The organism is Nocardia sp. NPDC102475, assembly GCF_055584605.1.
In genome coordinates this window covers 156,456-170,974 of the sequence record NZ_JBVJLS010000014.1, presented here as the reverse complement: position 1 = coordinate 170,974, position 14,519 = coordinate 156,456, and the positions used below count along the sequence as shown (strand labels likewise).

The following is a 14,519-nucleotide window of genomic DNA, read 5'->3' as shown; positions in this document are numbered from 1 at the left end:
TGGTCGGCAATGTGCGCATGGTTCAGAAACCGACGTACGCCGGACAAGATTGGTCGGTTAGCTAGGAGTGCCGCAGTGGTCGCATCGCAACGACGGATGCGGGCACTACTACGCTGGCCAGCGTGAGAAAACTGGTGCCGTTGGTGGTGGACGCACTGCTGGTGATCTTGTTCTGCGCGATCGGGCGGCGCAGCCATGACGAGGCGGTACTCACCGGACTGCTGAAGACGGTGTGGCCGTTCGCGATCGGGCTGGCGATCGGCTGGGTGCTTGCGGTCGCCGTGGCCAGCCGGGTAAAGGGGCACTTCGACGGAACCGCCCTGTGGCCCACTGGAGTGCTGGTCTGGCTCGGCACCCTCGGTGGCGGCATGCTGCTGCGCGTGATCGGCGGTCAGGGCACGGCATTCAGTTTCATCATCGTCGCGGCATGTGTGCTCGCGCTGTTCCTGCTCGGCTGGCGCGGGGCCATCAAGGCCATCAACTGATCACGGTTCCGGATGGGCCAGCGATTGGAACAACCTGGCCGCCATCCGCGCGGTCGCGTCGCCGCTGTCGGCGTCATTGATGTGAATCGCGAGGGCCAGATCCCCGGCATTCGCGATGAGCCAACTGTCGTGGCCCGCGGTTGCCATGAAACCGATGACATCGCGGTAGGGCCGCAGCGGCGCGAACTCCGGTCGGCCCGCGCCGTCGCGCAACATCGCGCGCAGCCGATCGGTGAGTTCCGGTGACATCTCGGGGACCTGCGCGTCCGTGGCGCTCGGGTGTCCGGCCTCGATCATCGGCGGCGGCACCTGCCCGCGTGCGATGGCGGCCGCGGCGATCGCCATGCCGAATGGGCTGGCCAGCACCGCATCCGTACCACCACCCTGGCGCACCTGCTCGGCACTGCGGCCCGCGATCGCGACCCGGCCGGTCACCTCGTCCAGTCCCGGCACCTTGTAATCGACGCCGACGCCGAGATTCGGTGCGGATTCGGCCGCATCCTGCACCGAGACGTCCTGTGGTGCCTTGTTCTTCAGCACCGAGGCGACACTGCGGAACAGATCGATATTGGTGCCGACCGGATATAGCCCGGTGAACGCGACCGAACCGTGCTCGCTGGCCTGCGTATTCTGCGCCACCGCCACGACCGCGCCGCTGGACGGCTGGATCGCCACGATCGATGCGGGCGTCCCGACGCTCACCACCGCATCCTCGGCGGCGCGCTGTAGGCGCTGATCCATGGTGGCCGCGATATCCGGACCGGGAGGGCCCTGGTAACCGGCGATCTGGCCGACGAAACGTCCGTCCTGTTCGAAAATCTGCACGCCCCAACCGGAGTGCAGATCCTGGCTGTCCTGCCACACCTTGCGCAGCGCGTCCAGCATCGGCGACCAGGTCCGGCGGTCGGCGGAGATCAGCCGCGGCTGCTTCTCCGTGACCACACCGGGCACCCGGGCCAGCGCGGATTCCAGGATCGCGAAATCGGGTTCACGCAGATTCACCGCGATGATCGGCTTGCCCTGCGAGGTCGACAGCTGCTGCATCAGCGACGGTCCGGTGATCAACGGCGCGACCGGTTCGATGGCCTTGGCCAGCGCATCGGTCGAGGCCACCGGATCGGTCGTCTTGGCGGGATCGAGTTTGACCACATTGATGACCTGCTCGGTCATCAGCGGGTCGCCGACGATGTCCTTGACCCGCGGCGGCGGCGTGGGCGTAGTGCGCACGAGCCGGACCGTGCGGTTGTGGTCCAGTTGCGGCATGACGACGGCGGGATCCCAGGAGATGCGCCAGCCGATCGCCAACTTCCGCACGTTGCCCTGCAGGCTGTATCGCCAGGTCTTGTTCTCGCCGAAGTTCCAGGCGACATCCATGCTGAACAGGCCCGCCTCGCGGTCCAGGTCGATGAACTGGGTTTTCTGGTAGTCGACCTTGCCGGGCTGCAATCCGGCGAACATTTGTTTCAGCGTTGCGGATGCGGCCGTGGGATAAGAGGTGAGCTCCGCCGCCTTGGCGTAGTTCTGCTCGTCGAGCAGTTGGGTGAAGCGATCAACGACGTACTCGGCTTCATTGCGCTTCGCATCCGAACCACAAGCCCCAATTGCGATAGCCAGCGCCACCACCCCCGAGAGTGCGATTGCGCCCCGGACGCGATAGCGGCGGGATCCCCACACATCCATGTCGCCCACTCTTTACTCTTGTCACTCCAGTAACAAGACCACCGTACCTGAAATTAGCTGCCCGCTGCACCGCGCCGGCCGGACGTTACCCATGCTCAGTATCTCCGATCGCGCCCGAAGCCCGTGCTCCGGTTGGTCGATCATGGACGTTCTCCGGTCCCGTTGCGACACCCGGCGCCGCAACCGTACCGGCCGGAACACGAACTTGTCAGAAAACGGTCCACGTCGGCGTTTCGGCGGCCCGCGTCCGCGTTTCGATCGCGCAGGGCCTCGTTGACCAGCACACACCTTTGTCTGGCGTACCCGCACGGCCGGTGGGCGAAACCGTTCGCGCAGAGCGGAACCACGCGCGCGCTTTGCGACGTAATCTTGTAATCAATGAGATACAGGCACCACAGTAAGTAGGTGAATCCCAATGAGGCACGAGCATCGGGGACGCGGCTTCGGACGACCGGGCGGCTGGCAGCAGGCCGATCTACCGGATCCCGCAGACGCCCCGGACTGGTTCGCCGGAAGGTTGCCGAGCGACTGGTTCGCCGGGCCGCCCGTCATCGAAATCGACCGGGACGAGATCGTGGTTATCGGTGAGCTCCCGGCCCCGGTATCGGAAAAGGAAGACACTCCCGCCGAGGAAGTCCCGGCCGCGACGAAGGAGGGCGCCGTCGCCCGCTTCCGCGAGACCACCCGCCCGGCTCGCATGCAGATCGCGAACGAGGCCCAGCGCCGCTACGGCCGCAGCGTCGCGTGGGGCGTCTCGGTGGACGGCGAACGAATCATGTTCACGCACTTGGCGGTTCCGGTGATGACGCGACTGCGGCAGCCGGAGCGCAAGGTGCTCGACACACTCGTCGATTCCGGTGTGGCACGCTCGCGCGCGGACGCGCTGGCATGGACGGTGAAGTTGGCGGGCAAACATGCCGAGGCCTGGCTCGAGGAGTTGCGCACCGCCATGCGGAAAGTGGACGACCTGCGGTCGGAAGGTCCACAGGGACTCTGAACTGGGCGGGCTAGTGTCTAAGCCATGTCGACACCCGGCCCGATCCTGGTTCTCAACGGCCCGAACCTCAATATGCTCGGCACCCGCCAGCCGGAGGTCTACGGGTCGGCCACGCTCGATGATGTCGTGCATTTGTGCCGGCAGACCGCCGCCCGGTACGGCCGCGAGATCGATGCGTTCCAGTCGAATTCCGAAGGAGCGCTGATCGATCGGATCCACCGGGCGCGCGGCGTCGAGTCCGGGATTGTCATCAATCCCGGCGGGCTCACGCATACTTCGGTCGCGCTGCGTGATGCGCTGGTGATTCCGGAACTCCCGATCGTCGAGGTGCACATCAGCAATGTGCATGCGCGCGAGGAGTTCCGGCATCACTCCTACGTCTCCCCCATCGCCACCGCGGTGGTGGCCGGGATGGGGATTCAGGGTTATGCCGCGGCCATCGAATTCCTGATCCACCGCTAGCGACTGCTTGCAGGTCGCTCGAAAGGGTCGGCTAGCGACTGCTTGCAGGTCGCTCGAAAGGGTCGGCTGACCGGATCGGCTTGTCGCACTAGGCGAGTCGGAAGACCGGGAAGCCCGGGGCGATCTCGGCGAGCTCCGCATCGGTGGCGTCCTTGGTGACACCCTCGAAGAACTTGCCGACCTCCCAGCCCCACTTCTGCAGGTAGAGGCGCAGCATCGGCACCTTGTCCTCGTCGGCCACTTCGGTCGCGGTGAACACCTCGACCTTGCGGCCCAGCCGCAGTTCACCATCGCCCGCGACGCGCAGGTTCCGCACCCACTGGGTGTGGCCGCGCGGCGCGACCAGGTAGCGCGTGCCATCGGTATCGGTCATCAGATTGACCATGGTGGTGCGCCATTCGCCACTCTTACGTCCGCGCACAGCCAACAGCCGCGACCCCATAACGCTGATGCCGAGGCGAGGCAGCCAGTTGGCAATCTTGTTCATGATCGGGTCCATGCCGGTCGGGGCGAGGTAGCGGGCGCTGGCGTTCATTTTCCTACTCCCTTTGTGAGCACTGCTCTCTGTTGAGATCAGTGTTCCACACCTGTTCGCACCAAGTCAAGAGCACTGCTCTCTTTTCTTTGGAGTCCATTCAGCACCTGCATACCGGCCATGACTTCGCGATCGACGACGTGACCGTCGCGCGAGCCGATCTCGTCGTAATGGCCTGATGCGCGCCGCGCGGGTTCGTTCTCGTCGCACCGTTGCGATGGGCGGCTATGAAGAACGGGGCGCATGACGAAGTCACGGCGATCCTCCGGAAAGCCGAACGCGGTGGAGTCGAAGCCTTGGAAACCGTTGCAGCAGAGCCGAAAATCGAGATCGCAACCGAACAGCCGAGGCGCAGGGTGAGGACATACCGGGCGACGCGGATACCGTGGTGCAGGATCCGACTCGCCTGGCTTCGGCAAGCTACTTGCGCACCTATCCCTGCTCGGCTGTAGTGCGCTCTATCCAGTCGGCATCATGTTCGGCACCCTAGGCCGCCGAACGGTGGCCACAGCTTCGCCGGTGGCCTCCCAGGAATGCCGGTTCAGCGGCAGCAGTTGGGGTCCAGGACCAGGCACAGCGCTGCGAGGGCGTCGCGCAGTGCGCGATGGTAGGTGTTCATGCCCCGGCGTTCCGTCTCGACCAAGCCCGCTTTTCGCAGCTGGCCCAGGTGGTGACTGGTGGTGGATTCGGCCAGTCCGATCGCCTGGGCGAGATCGCCGGTGTTCTCCGCACCGGCGGGGCTGGTGAGCAGCAGGGACAGCAGTTTGACGCGGACGGGTTCGGCGATGGCTTTGAGCCGCAGCGCTATTTCCAACGCGGCGGTGTCGTCGATCGGTGCGGCCGCGACGGGGGCGCAGCAGACAGGGGCGGACATGTCGATCACGGGCAGTGCCTTTGGCATGTAATCAACTGTAGCCACCTTGTTGACATATGTCGAAAAGGTGGTGCAGACTCGATCTCGTAAGGTTTTCGACATATGTCTCACAAGTGGAGGTAGGTTCTCATGTCCCGCATCCAACTCGCCCTCAACGTCGACGACGTCGATCAGGCGGTCCAGTTCTATTCGACCCTGTTCAATACCGAACCCGCCAAGCGCAAGCCGGGTTACGCCAACTTCGCCATCGCAGAACCGCCGGTCAAGCTCGTGTTGATCGAGAATCCCGGCCATGGCGGCAGCCTCAATCACCTCGGCGTCGAGGTGGAATCCAGCGATCGGGTGCATGCCGAGATCGCGCGCCTGTCTACGGCGGGGCTGTTCACCGAGGAGCAGATCGCGACCACGTGTTGCTTCGCCACCCAGGACAAGGTGTGGGTCACCGCCCCGGATGCCGAGCGCTGGGAGGTCTACACCGTGCTCGCCGACAGCGAAACCTTCGGCACCGCACCGCAACTCGCCACCGGCGAGACGGTCGACGACGAGCATGCGGTGGCGGTGTGCTGCGGCACCGCCGAGGACGCCGTCGCCGAGGGGGCGTGCTGCGCCGGTGACGCCAAGAAGGATGCCGTCGCCTCCGGCGCATCCTGCTGCAGCTGACCCTTCGCCGGTTCGTTCATCTGCTGTTCGTTTGCCCTCGGATTCGATAACCATCAATATCGATGCGTGTCGAATCGAGAGCTTCCGCTGACCGACGTGACCTCACCCGCGTGTGAGGTCACGTCCCTGTCTCGCCAACCCTTGACCGCACAGGCCGCCGCTGATCTGGCGGCGGTGTTCAAGGCGTTGTCGGACCCGGTCCGGCTGCGCCTGCTATCGGTGGTGGCCGGCCACACCGGCCAGGAAGCCTGCGTATGCGATGTCTCCGCGGGATTCGACGTCTCCCAGCCCACCATCTCCCACCACCTGAAGGTGCTGCGAGAGGCGGGGCTGTTGTCGAGCGAACGGCGCGGGTCGTGGGTGTACTACCGCGTCGAACCCGCCGCCCTGCACCAGCTTTCGCAGTTTCTGGACATCGCGCTACCCGAGGGGATCGCTCGATGAGTGCACTGTCGCGGCGGCTGCTGGCCGAGTTCGTCGGCACCGCGCTGCTGGTCTGCGCGGTAGTCGGTTCCGGCATCACCGCCCAACAGCTCTCACCTCGAGACAGCGGCGTGCAGTTGCTGGAGAACTCGACCGCGACCGTTTTCGCGCTCGGCGTTTTGATCCTGATACTCGGCCCGGTATCCGGAGCGCACTTCAATCCCGTTGTCTCGGTCGCGGATTGGTGGGCCGGACGCCGCCGTGGTATCGGACTCACCGCTACCGACCTCTCCGCTTACATCGGCGCGCAGGTCCTCGGCGGGATGGCCGGAGCGGTACTGGCCAACATCATGTTCGACCAGCGTGCCGTCCAGATCTCCACACACCACCGCGTCACCACCGGACACTTGGTCGCAGAGGTGGTGGCCACGGCCGGGCTGATCGCGGTCATCTTCGCCCTCGCCCGCACCGGCCGCGCCGCGATGTCTGCCGCGGCGGTGGCCGCCTACATCGGTGCGGCCTACTGGTTCACCAGCTCCACTTCCTTCGCCAACCCAGCCGTCACGGTCGGCCGGATCTTCTCCGACACATTCGCCGGTATCGCCCCCACCTCGGTGCCCGCATTCATCGCCGCCCAAATCCTCGGCGCCGGTTCCGGATTCGCCCTGATCGGGCTGCTCTACCCCGACCCGGCACCAGCCGAAAACATCGACGCACCGCACCCCGTGACCGGTCCCGCCTGAAAGACGCACTCCGCCGATGACATCCAAACCCAGCGTGCTGTTCGTCTGCGTCCACAACGCCGGACGCTCCCAAATGGCCGCGGCATTCCTCACCCACCTCGCCGGCGACCTGGTCGAAGTCCGCTCTGCCGGATCCGCGCCCGCCGACCAGGTCAACCCTGCCGCCATCGACGCAATGTGCGAGATCGGGATCGACATCTCCACCGAGATCCCCAAGATCCTCACCGTCGATGCCGTGCAGGAATCCGACGTCGTCATCACCATGGGCTGCGGCGACGCCTGCCCCTACTTCCCCGGCAAGCAGTATCTGGACTGGAAACTCGACGACCCCGCAGGCCAAGGCATCGACGCCGTTCGCCCCATCCGCGACGACATCGAAAACCGCGTCCGGGGTCTACTCGACGAACTCGGCATCCCCGCCCGGTCATAGACACGTACAACTACGCCGCCGGTTCTGGTTATCCGGTGGCCGTGGGGATGAGGTGGTTGCGGGCGAAGGTGCGGGCGTCGTCGTCGGTGTCGAGGGGGAAGATGCTGTCGGGGATGAGGAGCAGGGTCAGGGAGAGGCGGGCGGCGATTTCGGCGGCGGCGTCGGGGTCGATGTCGCCGGTGTCGTCGGCGGCGCGGAGTTGTTCGGCGAAAAAGGTGCGCGCGGTTGCCAGAAGTGTTGCGCCGTAGGTGATTACGAAGGGTTTGCCACCCTCGTCGGCGAGCAGGATGCGGTTGGTGAGGGGGTCGTCGCGCAGGGTTCGCAAGGCGATGGCGAAGCCTTCGGCGGCGCGGTCACGAATATCGGTGTGGTCGGCGACCGCGGTGGTGATATCCGAGAGCACGCGCTGTAGCCAACTGGTCAATGCGGTGGTGAGCAGGGCGTCCTTGCTGGGGAATGCTCGGTAGACGGTGGCGCGGTGCAGGCCGGCGCGGCGGGCGATGTGTTCCATGCGCACCCGGTCGATGCCGTGGTCGCGGAACTCGGCCAGAGCCGCGTCGATGATCCGGGTGGCCTGCGGGTCGCCTTCGGTATCGACAGCGACTGCGTCGATACCGAAGGCGGCGGTCTGCCGAGCACTGCGCATGGGGTCAATCCTGCCCGAGGGCGCGCGCATGGCGCATACCCGCGCGGGCGCGTGGGTGATAGCGCAGGGGCTCGGGAATCAACGACCAGGTCTTGCGCACCAGGGCGGCAGTCGCACGGAACCGGGCCTGGTCAGCCTTTGTGTAGCGCAGGCCTAGGGTCGCACGGGCCGGTTCGGGCAGCAATGCGGTTGTGATGACCCGATATTCGGACATGATCAGCGGCCGCAGCAGCCGTTCGACCGGTTGCGGTAGATACGGCAGCCGCATGCCGCTGGTGAGGCTGAGTTGCCGGGTGAGCCAGGCGGCGGCGGGAGTGTTTTCCAGTACGTCGCGGCAGGTGGTGTGGAAATACTGCTGGAAGGCGGTGTAGTCGTCGGGCATCGGGCGGTCGCTGACCCCGTAGCGCCGGTACCAGGTCTTGGTCTGCTGGTAGAGCAGTTCGCGTTCGGTGTCGGTCAGGCCCTCGCCGAATACGTCGGCCACGTCGATGACCGCCTGGACCATGGTGGCGTGGGCCCAGTAGTAGATGTCGGGGTTGAGGGCGTGGTAGCGGTGGCCGTGCTCATCGGCACCGCCGATATCGCGGTGGTAGTCGCGCACCCGCGCGCCGGTGCCCTGCTCGACCGGGTCGTAGACGGTACCGAGGATTTCCGGAATCGATCGCAGCACACGATCCCACGGATCGCCGAAGAAATCCGAATGATCGGTCACCCCCGCGCCGAGGCCGGGATGCATCAATTCCAAAAGGCCATACGGCGCTGCCACCAGGAGTAACCGCAGGTCACCGGCATAACGCCACAGCAGCGTGTCCGGCCCGATCGGGGCGTCCTGCGGCGCGGACAGGTTGGTGGCGGCATTCAGGTGTGCGGTCATCGGTGACCCCTTCTCGACTTGGTGCGACAAAATTACGATAACTGTCGCAGATGTCGTGATCAAGGTTGATCGGCGAGTGGTGCGCGAATGGAGCCGACCCGAAGCGCACCACGTGCGCCCTTCGGAACCACCCCCGAGAATGTGGAGATGACATCCGCTCCCCGGGTAGTGCTCGCCCCGGACAAATTCAAGGGCTCGCTGACCGCCCCCGCGGTCGCGGCCGCCCTGGCCGCGGGCATCACGCGCGCCCGTCCGGATGCCGAGATCCGGCAGGTGCCCGTCGCGGACGGCGGTGACGGAACCGTCGACGCATTCGTGGCAGCGGGCTGGGAACGGATCGAGGTCGATGCGCCCGGACCAACCGGCGCACCCGACACCGCCGCCTATGCGGTACACGGAACCACGGCCGTGATCGAACTGGCCGCAGCGGTCGGACTGACGAAACTACCAGGGGGACAACCAGATCCGCTCAGAGCCGACACCTACGGACTCGGTGTCGTCATCGCGCATGCGCTGAATCGAGGGGCAACCGATATCGTCCTCGGCTTGGGCGGCAGCGCCTCCACCGATGGCGGAGCGGGCATGCTGCAGGCCCTCGGTGCCCGAATCCTGGATGCCGAGGGCGCTGAATTATCCACAGGCGGAGCGGCTCTGGTGCGTGCCGCGCGACTGGACCGCACCGGATTGCATCCAGGGATCGCGACGGCGACCTTCACTCTGGCCTGTGATGTGGACAACCCACTACTCGGCCCGACCGGGGCGGTCGCGGTATATGCGCCACAAAAGGGTGCGACACCGTCGGATCTGTCGATTCTCGAAGCGGCACTGACGAATTGGGCCACCGTCGTCGCGCCGGAATTCGCGGAGGTTCCAGGTGCGGGCGCGGCCGGCGGCACCGGGTTCGGCGCACTCGCGGTGCTCGGCGCGCAGGTCCGCAGCGGCATCGAGGTCGTACTCGAACTCCTCGATTTCCCAACACTTCTCGATCGAGCCACCCTGGTCGTCACCGGCGAGGGAGCCCTCGATACCCAGAGCCTGCACGGCAAGGCCCCGATCGGTGTCTGCGAGGCAGCGCGCAAGGCGGGCGTCCCGGTGGTTGCCGCCGTCGGCCGAACGCAATTGACGCGCAATGAGATCCGAGCGGCAGGCTTCATCGCCTGCTACGCCCTGGCCGATCTGGAACCGGACCCTGCCCGCTCGATCGCCGATGCGGCACAGCTCCTCGCTCGCGTCGGCGAACAAATAGGCGTCGACAACCTGTGAATGCCTAGCCCGCCGTGGCGAGCACATTGCCGAGCAGTTCGTCGCGGTGCTTATCACCCCAGGCTTCGAGCGGGCGCAGGGCGACTTCGAGTTCTTCGCCCAGCGGCGTGAGCGAGTATTCGACGCGCGGCGGGACTTCGGGGAAGACCTCACGATGCACCACACCGCTGGCCTCCAGGTGACGCAGATTTTCCGCGAGCACCTTCTCGCTGACGCCGGTGAGCAGCTTGCGTATCCGACCGAAGCGCTGCGGACCCGCGGCGAGCACCCACATCAGGTGCAGTTTCCATTTGCCGCCGACGACGTCGATCGCCACCGACATGCCGCACACATCGTGATCCGCGTCACTGCTCATGCCCACCGCACTCCTTCTGAACTGATTTCGAACCTCGAGGTAAGCAACCACACCTGAACGTTCGGTCTTCCCGACGCTACCTGCGACAACGACCATGGATGTCGGCCGTAGCGACTACTTGCAGGTCGCTCGAAAGGTCAGTCGCCACCAATCGACACGAGAACTGAAGGGACACAATATGTCCGAGCAGACCACCGCTGGCTCTGTCTCCGTAGTCGGCCTCGGTCCAATGGGCCAGGCCATGGTCCGGGCCTTCCTGGACGCCGGTATCGAGGTGACGGTCTGGAATCGCAGCACCGAAAAGGTCGACGCCATGGTCGAACTCGGCGCGAAGCGGGCCGCCACGGTCGCCGAAGCGTTGGACGCCAATGCGGTCACCGTGCTCAGCCTCACCCACTATGCCGCCATGTACGACGTATTGGGCCAGGCCACCGACCATTTGCCGGGCAAGGTGATCGCCAATCTGTCCTCGGATTCACCGGAGAAGGCGCGCAAAGGTGCCGAGTGGGTGCGTTCGCACGGGGCGGAATTCATTTCCGGCGGCGTCATGTCGGCGGGCGACAATATCGCTCATCCGTCATCGTTCATCTTCTACAGCGGTCCGAAAGCGGTCTTCGACGCGCACGCCGGACTGCTGCGTCCGCTGAGCCCGCAGGAATACCTCGGTGCGGACGACGGTCTCGCGCAGGTCTTCTACCAGGCCGGTTTGATCATTTTCCATCCCTGGATGCTCGCCTTCGATCAGGCGCTCGCGGTGATCGAGAAGTCCGGTCACAGCATCGACCAGTTCCTGCCCTTCGCGCTGCGTGCGACCGGCGCGTACCCGTATTTCATCGAGGATTTCGCGGCCGCCGCGAAGGCGGGTGGCTGGGGCACCCTGGCGAGTCTGAAGATGATGGATGCCGGGGCGCAGCACATCATCGATGCCAGCGAGGAGGTCGGTGTCGACGCGACGCTGTCACATGCGGCGCAGGGCCTGTGGCGGCGTGCGATCGCGGCCAGTGCGGAGGCGGGGCAGCCGGTTCCGGTGTATCAGCTGTTCGCCGGGCGGCGGTAAGTCTCAGTCCCGGGCAGCACGCGCAGAATCGACGGAGCCGAGGCGCGGGAACGGGGTGGTCGAGAAGATCACCTCCACCGCGACCTCGAAATACGCCGCGATCCGCAATGCCAGATGCAGGCTGGGGCTGTATTCGCCGCGTTCGAGGTAACCGATCGTCTGATAGTGCACGCCGAGCGCTTCGGCAAGCTCCCGCCGGGAGATGCCACGCTCGGCCCGCAACATGGCGATGCGGTTGTAGATGACCTCAGTAGGCACGCTGAATCGCCTTCTCGCGGCGCGCCGCCACGTTCGACCCGGACTCGCGACGTGCCATCCTACGCAGCACAATCGGCGCGAGCAGCAGCCCGGCCACCGCCCAGACACCCAGCACAGCAATGGTTTCCAGATGCCGCCAGGAATGGCCGAGCTCGATGGCGACCGCATCGCCCGGCAGCATCGCCGAACGCATGCCCAGCCCGACCCAGTAGACGGGGAACACCTGCGCGACGCCCTGCAACCAGCCCGGCATCGAGGTGATCGGGTAGAAGACGCCGGAGATCGCGACGATGCCCATGATCGGCAGCGAGACGAAGCCGATATTGCGCGGGTTGCTGAACAGCGATCCGAGCACCGCGCCGATCGGCATGGTCGCGAGCATGCCGATTGCGACGACGCCGATCAGGCCCAGCCAGGAACCGATGCTGCCCATTGCCGTGCCGTCGACCAGGAACAGCCCCGGAATCAGCACGATCAGGAACGGGATGACCACCCAGCCCGCGGTCGTGACGATCTTGCCGATCAGGTAGCCGACCATGCCGTTCGGAGTTGCCTTGGCGCGCAACAGTGTTCCGTCTTCGCGTTCCAGGGTCAGCATCTGGGCAATGCCGAACATGCCGTTGAAGGCGACGAGCATGCCGAGGATGCTCGGCAGGGCCAGTGAACCGAGTGCGAAGCCGCTCGCCTCGAAGGTCGCGTTGCGCATGAAGAACAGCACGATGACCATGGCGACCGGCCAGAAGAGCATGCCCCACAGGTCCTGCACATTGGTGAGCGATTGCCGTATTTCGATCAGTCCGCGCCGGGTTCCGGCCCCCACGGCGGCATCGATCGGATTCACCGCGCGACCTCCTCCAGGGAATGGACCTCGGTTTCGAGCCGGCCGGACTCGTACTGCCGCACCAGCGCCATATACGTGTCCTCCAGCGAGGCGCGGCGCACCTCGAGCTCGCCGATCTCGTCGCCGTGCTGCTTGAACAGTTCGTAGACGAACTTGGTCGACTCCGCGGTGGTGTGCACGAACCGTTGTCCATCGTGGGTCCAACGGATTTCGGCCTCGCCCGCGATACGACGCGACAGTTCGTCGGCCGAGCCGTCGGCGATGATCCGGCCACCGGCCAGGATCATGATGCGGTCGGCGAGCTTCTCGGCCTCGTCGAGATCGTGGGTGGTGAGCAGGATGGTGGTCCGGTCGTCGGCGAGCTGATGGACCAGATCATGGAATTCGCGACGGGCCTGCGGGTCGAAGCCCGCGGTCGGTTCGTCGAGGAACAGCAGTTCCGGGCGGCCGACAATGCCGATCGCGACATCCATGCGACGACGCTGACCGCCGGACAGCGATCCGATCTTGCTGTTGGCCTGCTCGGTGAGTCCGACGGCGGCAATGAGTTCGTCTGTGTCCCAAGGCCTGTGGATCTTATCCGTGCCGTACGGCGCGTAATAGGAACCCAGGTGTGAAAGTAGTTCGCGCACACGCCATTTGGCGTGGTCGCGCCACGATTGCAGGACGACACCCAGTCGCGCCCGCCAGGCTTCGTTCCCTTGCGCCGGATCCATGCCGAGCACCTCGACACGGCCCGCGGAGCGCATGCGGAAACCCTCCAGAATTTCGATGGTCGTGGTCTTACCGGCGCCGTTCGGGCCGAGGAGCACCAGCACTTCACCCGGCCGAGCTTGGAATGTCACGTCGTGCAGGACATCGGTCGTGCCGTACCGCATCCGCAGTTTTTCGACGTCGAGCGCAACGCCATCACCCATGGTCATCTCATCCTCCCGTTGTGAGGTCGGGATGATTCGTAGCATATCTACTACATTGCACCGCGACAATGCTATTTCTTGCCTACGTCACGGTTGACATGCAGCCAAATGGCTGCCTATCGTGTGGATATGCAGCCTAATGGCTACATATCACGAAGAAGGTGGCATGGACGAGGTATTTCGAGCGCTCGCCGATCCGAGCCGCAGAAGGCTGCTCGACAGCCTCAACGCGCGCAATGGCCAAACCCTGCGCGAACTGTGCGCCGGACTGGATATGGCCCGCCAATCGGTGAGCAAGCACCTCGCGGTCCTCGAGTCCGCCAACTTGATCACCACTCGTCGCAGCGGCCGCGAAAAACTGCACTACCTCAATGCCGAACCCATCAACGCCATCGCCGACCGCTGGATCACCCGCTACCACCGCGCCCGCGTCCACGCGCTGGCCGACCTGAAGCAAGCATTGGAGGCAAACCCCATGAGTGACAACGCATTCGTCTACACCACCTACATCAAGACGACGCCGGAGCGGCTCTGGCAAGCCCTTACCGACCCCGCCTTCACCAACCGCTACTGGGGTGCCGGCTTCGATACCGATTGGCAGCCCGGCTCGGAAATGGTCTGGCACCAACGGGATTGGTCCAGCAAGGATCCGGAACAGGTTGTCCTGGAGGCAGATCCCTACACCCGGCTCTCCTACACCTGGCACACCTTCGACCCCGCCTTCGCCACCACCTTCGAAATGCACCCGGAAGACGTGGCGGCCTGGGCGCGCGAGCCCCGCTCGAAGGTGACGTTCGAAATCGAACCCCAGGGCGAAACAGTGAAACTGACTGTCATCCACGACGGTTTCGAGCCCGGCAGCTCTGTCCTGGCCGGAATCAGCGGCGGTTGGCCGAGCATCTTGTCGAGTCTCAAGACCCTGCTGGAGACGGGCGAGTCCCTGCCGGAACCGGTGGCGTAGTTCCAGCCGGATCGCTGAACTGCTCGAATAGAGCCTGGGACCCAGCCGGATCGTCGCC

Annotated in this window: 19 protein-coding genes; 10 read left to right on the top strand and 9 right to left on the bottom strand. The window is 65.2% G+C overall.

Annotated elements, in window-relative coordinates; genetic code table 11:
• Positions 1–122: 122 nt before the first annotated feature.
• Positions 123–485, top strand: a complete 363-nt coding sequence (locus tag ACZ60G_RS25280) for a DUF3054 domain-containing protein (protein WP_465812837.1) — start codon at positions 123–125, stop codon at positions 483–485.
• On the opposite strand, the gene ACZ60G_RS25275 is transcribed toward ACZ60G_RS25280, so the two are convergent.
• Positions 486–2,165 carry an NTF2-like N-terminal transpeptidase domain-containing protein gene (locus tag ACZ60G_RS25275; protein ID WP_465812835.1) on the bottom strand — a complete coding sequence of 560 codons (1,680 nt, stop codon included), beginning with the start codon at positions 2,163–2,165 and terminating at the stop codon, positions 486–488.
• A 415-nt stretch (positions 2,166–2,580) separates the two neighbouring features.
• Here ACZ60G_RS25275 and ACZ60G_RS25270 point away from each other — a divergent pair, with 415 nt between their 5' ends.
• Positions 2,581–3,162 (top strand): hypothetical protein, encoded by a 582-nt coding sequence (locus ACZ60G_RS25270; RefSeq protein ID WP_397042747.1) that lies wholly within the window; start codon positions 2,581–2,583, stop codon positions 3,160–3,162.
• 24 nt (positions 3,163–3,186) lie between these two features.
• The gene (gene aroQ, locus ACZ60G_RS25265) at positions 3,187–3,624 is read left to right on the top strand and encodes a type II 3-dehydroquinate dehydratase (RefSeq protein WP_465812833.1); all 438 of its coding nucleotides are present in this window, start codon (positions 3,187–3,189) and stop codon (positions 3,622–3,624) included.
• An 88-nt stretch (positions 3,625–3,712) separates the two neighbouring features.
• Here the strand turns inward: aroQ and ACZ60G_RS25260 are convergent, their stop codons facing one another.
• Both ACZ60G_RS25260 and ACZ60G_RS25255 read right to left on the bottom strand, forming a co-directional pair.
• A complete protein-coding gene (locus ACZ60G_RS25260) occupies positions 3,713–4,159 on the bottom strand; it encodes a nitroreductase family deazaflavin-dependent oxidoreductase (protein WP_465812831.1) in 447 nt (148 codons plus the stop codon).
• A gap of 541 nt (positions 4,160–4,700) precedes the next feature.
• Positions 4,701–5,060, bottom strand: coding sequence for an Rv2640c family ArsR-like transcriptional regulator (locus ACZ60G_RS25255; RefSeq protein WP_387286728.1), 360 nt, complete (start codon positions 5,058–5,060; stop codon positions 4,701–4,703).
• A 102-nt stretch (positions 5,061–5,162) separates the two neighbouring features.
• On the opposite strand from ACZ60G_RS25255, the gene ACZ60G_RS25250 reads away from it, so the two are divergent.
• From ACZ60G_RS25250 to ACZ60G_RS25235, 4 genes are all read left to right on the top strand, one after another.
• A complete protein-coding gene (locus ACZ60G_RS25250; RefSeq protein ID WP_465812828.1) occupies positions 5,163–5,693 on the top strand; it encodes an ArsI/CadI family heavy metal resistance metalloenzyme in 531 nt (176 codons plus the stop codon).
• Between the two features lie 66 nt (positions 5,694–5,759).
• Complete coding sequence (locus ACZ60G_RS25245; RefSeq protein ID WP_465812827.1) at positions 5,760–6,137, top strand: ArsR/SmtB family transcription factor; 378 nt, start codon at positions 5,760–5,762, stop codon at positions 6,135–6,137.
• Positions 6,134–6,859: an aquaporin gene (locus ACZ60G_RS25240; protein WP_465812825.1), complete on the top strand. Its 726-nt coding sequence runs from the start codon at positions 6,134–6,136 to the stop codon at positions 6,857–6,859. Before ACZ60G_RS25245 ends, ACZ60G_RS25240 begins: the two co-directional genes overlap by 4 nt.
• Before the next feature lie 16 nt (positions 6,860–6,875).
• The gene (locus tag ACZ60G_RS25235) at positions 6,876–7,289 is read left to right on the top strand and encodes an arsenate reductase ArsC (RefSeq protein ID WP_465812824.1); all 414 of its coding nucleotides are present in this window, start codon (positions 6,876–6,878) and stop codon (positions 7,287–7,289) included.
• A 28-nt stretch (positions 7,290–7,317) separates the two neighbouring features.
• On the opposite strand, the gene ACZ60G_RS25230 is transcribed toward ACZ60G_RS25235, so the two are convergent.
• Both ACZ60G_RS25230 and ACZ60G_RS25225 read right to left on the bottom strand, forming a co-directional pair.
• Positions 7,318–7,935, bottom strand: a complete 618-nt coding sequence (locus ACZ60G_RS25230) for a TetR/AcrR family transcriptional regulator (RefSeq protein WP_465812822.1) — start codon at positions 7,933–7,935, stop codon at positions 7,318–7,320.
• Positions 7,936–7,939: 4 nt separating this feature from the next.
• Positions 7,940–8,809, bottom strand: a complete 870-nt coding sequence (locus ACZ60G_RS25225; protein WP_465812820.1) for an oxygenase MpaB family protein — start codon at positions 8,807–8,809, stop codon at positions 7,940–7,942.
• Positions 8,810–8,956: 147 nt separating this feature from the next.
• Here ACZ60G_RS25225 and ACZ60G_RS25220 point away from each other — a divergent pair, with 147 nt between their 5' ends.
• Entirely contained in the window at positions 8,957–10,072 is a 1,116-nt protein-coding gene (locus ACZ60G_RS25220) for a glycerate kinase (protein WP_465812818.1), read from the top strand.
• 4 nt (positions 10,073–10,076) lie between these two features.
• Here ACZ60G_RS25220 and ACZ60G_RS25215 read toward each other — a convergent pair whose 3' ends face one another.
• A complete protein-coding gene (locus tag ACZ60G_RS25215) occupies positions 10,077–10,427 on the bottom strand; it encodes a winged helix-turn-helix transcriptional regulator (protein ID WP_465812816.1) in 351 nt (116 codons plus the stop codon).
• Between the two features lie 178 nt (positions 10,428–10,605).
• Between ACZ60G_RS25215 and ACZ60G_RS25210 the strand changes: the two genes are divergently transcribed.
• Positions 10,606–11,484: an NAD(P)-dependent oxidoreductase gene (locus ACZ60G_RS25210; RefSeq protein WP_465812815.1), complete on the top strand. Its 879-nt coding sequence runs from the start codon at positions 10,606–10,608 to the stop codon at positions 11,482–11,484.
• Between the two features lie 3 nt (positions 11,485–11,487).
• On the opposite strand, the gene ACZ60G_RS25205 is transcribed toward ACZ60G_RS25210, so the two are convergent.
• Genes ACZ60G_RS25205 through ACZ60G_RS25195 form a run of 3 tightly spaced genes read right to left on the bottom strand, consistent with a single transcriptional unit; the run spans position 11,488 to position 13,506 of the window.
• On the bottom strand, positions 11,488–11,742 hold the full coding sequence (locus ACZ60G_RS25205; RefSeq protein ID WP_465812813.1) for a helix-turn-helix transcriptional regulator: 255 nt from the start codon (positions 11,740–11,742) through the stop codon (positions 11,488–11,490).
• Positions 11,732–12,583, bottom strand: a complete 852-nt coding sequence (locus ACZ60G_RS25200; protein ID WP_465812811.1) for an ABC transporter permease — start codon at positions 12,581–12,583, stop codon at positions 11,732–11,734. The genes ACZ60G_RS25205 and ACZ60G_RS25200 overlap by 11 nt, the downstream gene beginning before the upstream one ends.
• Positions 12,580–13,506: an ABC transporter ATP-binding protein gene (locus ACZ60G_RS25195; RefSeq protein WP_465812809.1), complete on the bottom strand. Its 927-nt coding sequence runs from the start codon at positions 13,504–13,506 to the stop codon at positions 12,580–12,582. Before ACZ60G_RS25195 ends, ACZ60G_RS25200 begins: the two co-directional genes overlap by 4 nt.
• 160 nt (positions 13,507–13,666) lie before the next feature.
• Here ACZ60G_RS25195 and ACZ60G_RS25190 point away from each other — a divergent pair, with 160 nt between their 5' ends.
• The gene (locus ACZ60G_RS25190) at positions 13,667–14,461 is read left to right on the top strand and encodes an ArsR/SmtB family transcription factor (RefSeq protein ID WP_465812807.1); all 795 of its coding nucleotides are present in this window, start codon (positions 13,667–13,669) and stop codon (positions 14,459–14,461) included.
• The last annotated feature ends 58 nt before the right edge of the window (positions 14,462–14,519 follow it).

Coding starts and splice junctions, on each gene's coding strand:
- ACZ60G_RS25215 (WP_465812816.1), bottom strand. CDS start 10,427: ATGAGCAGTGACGCGGATCACGATGTGTGCGGCATGTCGGTGGCGATC.
- ACZ60G_RS25230 (WP_465812822.1), bottom strand. CDS start 7,935: ATGCGCAGTGCTCGGCAGACCGCCGCCTTCGGTATCGACGCAGTCGCT.
- ACZ60G_RS25275 (WP_465812835.1), bottom strand. CDS start 2,165: ATGGATGTGTGGGGATCCCGCCGCTATCGCGTCCGGGGCGCAATCGCA.
- ACZ60G_RS25240 (WP_465812825.1), top strand. CDS start 6,134: ATGAGTGCACTGTCGCGGCGGCTGCTGGCCGAGTTCGTCGGCACCGCG.
- ACZ60G_RS25260 (WP_465812831.1), bottom strand. CDS start 4,159: ATGAACGCCAGCGCCCGCTACCTCGCCCCGACCGGCATGGACCCGATC.
- ACZ60G_RS25225 (WP_465812820.1), bottom strand. CDS start 8,809: ATGACCGCACACCTGAATGCCGCCACCAACCTGTCCGCGCCGCAGGAC.
- ACZ60G_RS25235 (WP_465812824.1), top strand. CDS start 6,876: ATGACATCCAAACCCAGCGTGCTGTTCGTCTGCGTCCACAACGCCGGA.
- ACZ60G_RS25270 (WP_397042747.1), top strand. CDS start 2,581: ATGAGGCACGAGCATCGGGGACGCGGCTTCGGACGACCGGGCGGCTGG.
- ACZ60G_RS25195 (WP_465812809.1), bottom strand. CDS start 13,506: ATGACCATGGGTGATGGCGTTGCGCTCGACGTCGAAAAACTGCGGATG.
- aroQ (WP_465812833.1), top strand. CDS start 3,187: ATGTCGACACCCGGCCCGATCCTGGTTCTCAACGGCCCGAACCTCAAT.
- ACZ60G_RS25210 (WP_465812815.1), top strand. CDS start 10,606: ATGTCCGAGCAGACCACCGCTGGCTCTGTCTCCGTAGTCGGCCTCGGT.
- ACZ60G_RS25250 (WP_465812828.1), top strand. CDS start 5,163: ATGTCCCGCATCCAACTCGCCCTCAACGTCGACGACGTCGATCAGGCG.
- ACZ60G_RS25190 (WP_465812807.1), top strand. CDS start 13,667: ATGGACGAGGTATTTCGAGCGCTCGCCGATCCGAGCCGCAGAAGGCTG.
- ACZ60G_RS25220 (WP_465812818.1), top strand. CDS start 8,957: ATGACATCCGCTCCCCGGGTAGTGCTCGCCCCGGACAAATTCAAGGGC.
- ACZ60G_RS25255 (WP_387286728.1), bottom strand. CDS start 5,060: ATGCCAAAGGCACTGCCCGTGATCGACATGTCCGCCCCTGTCTGCTGC.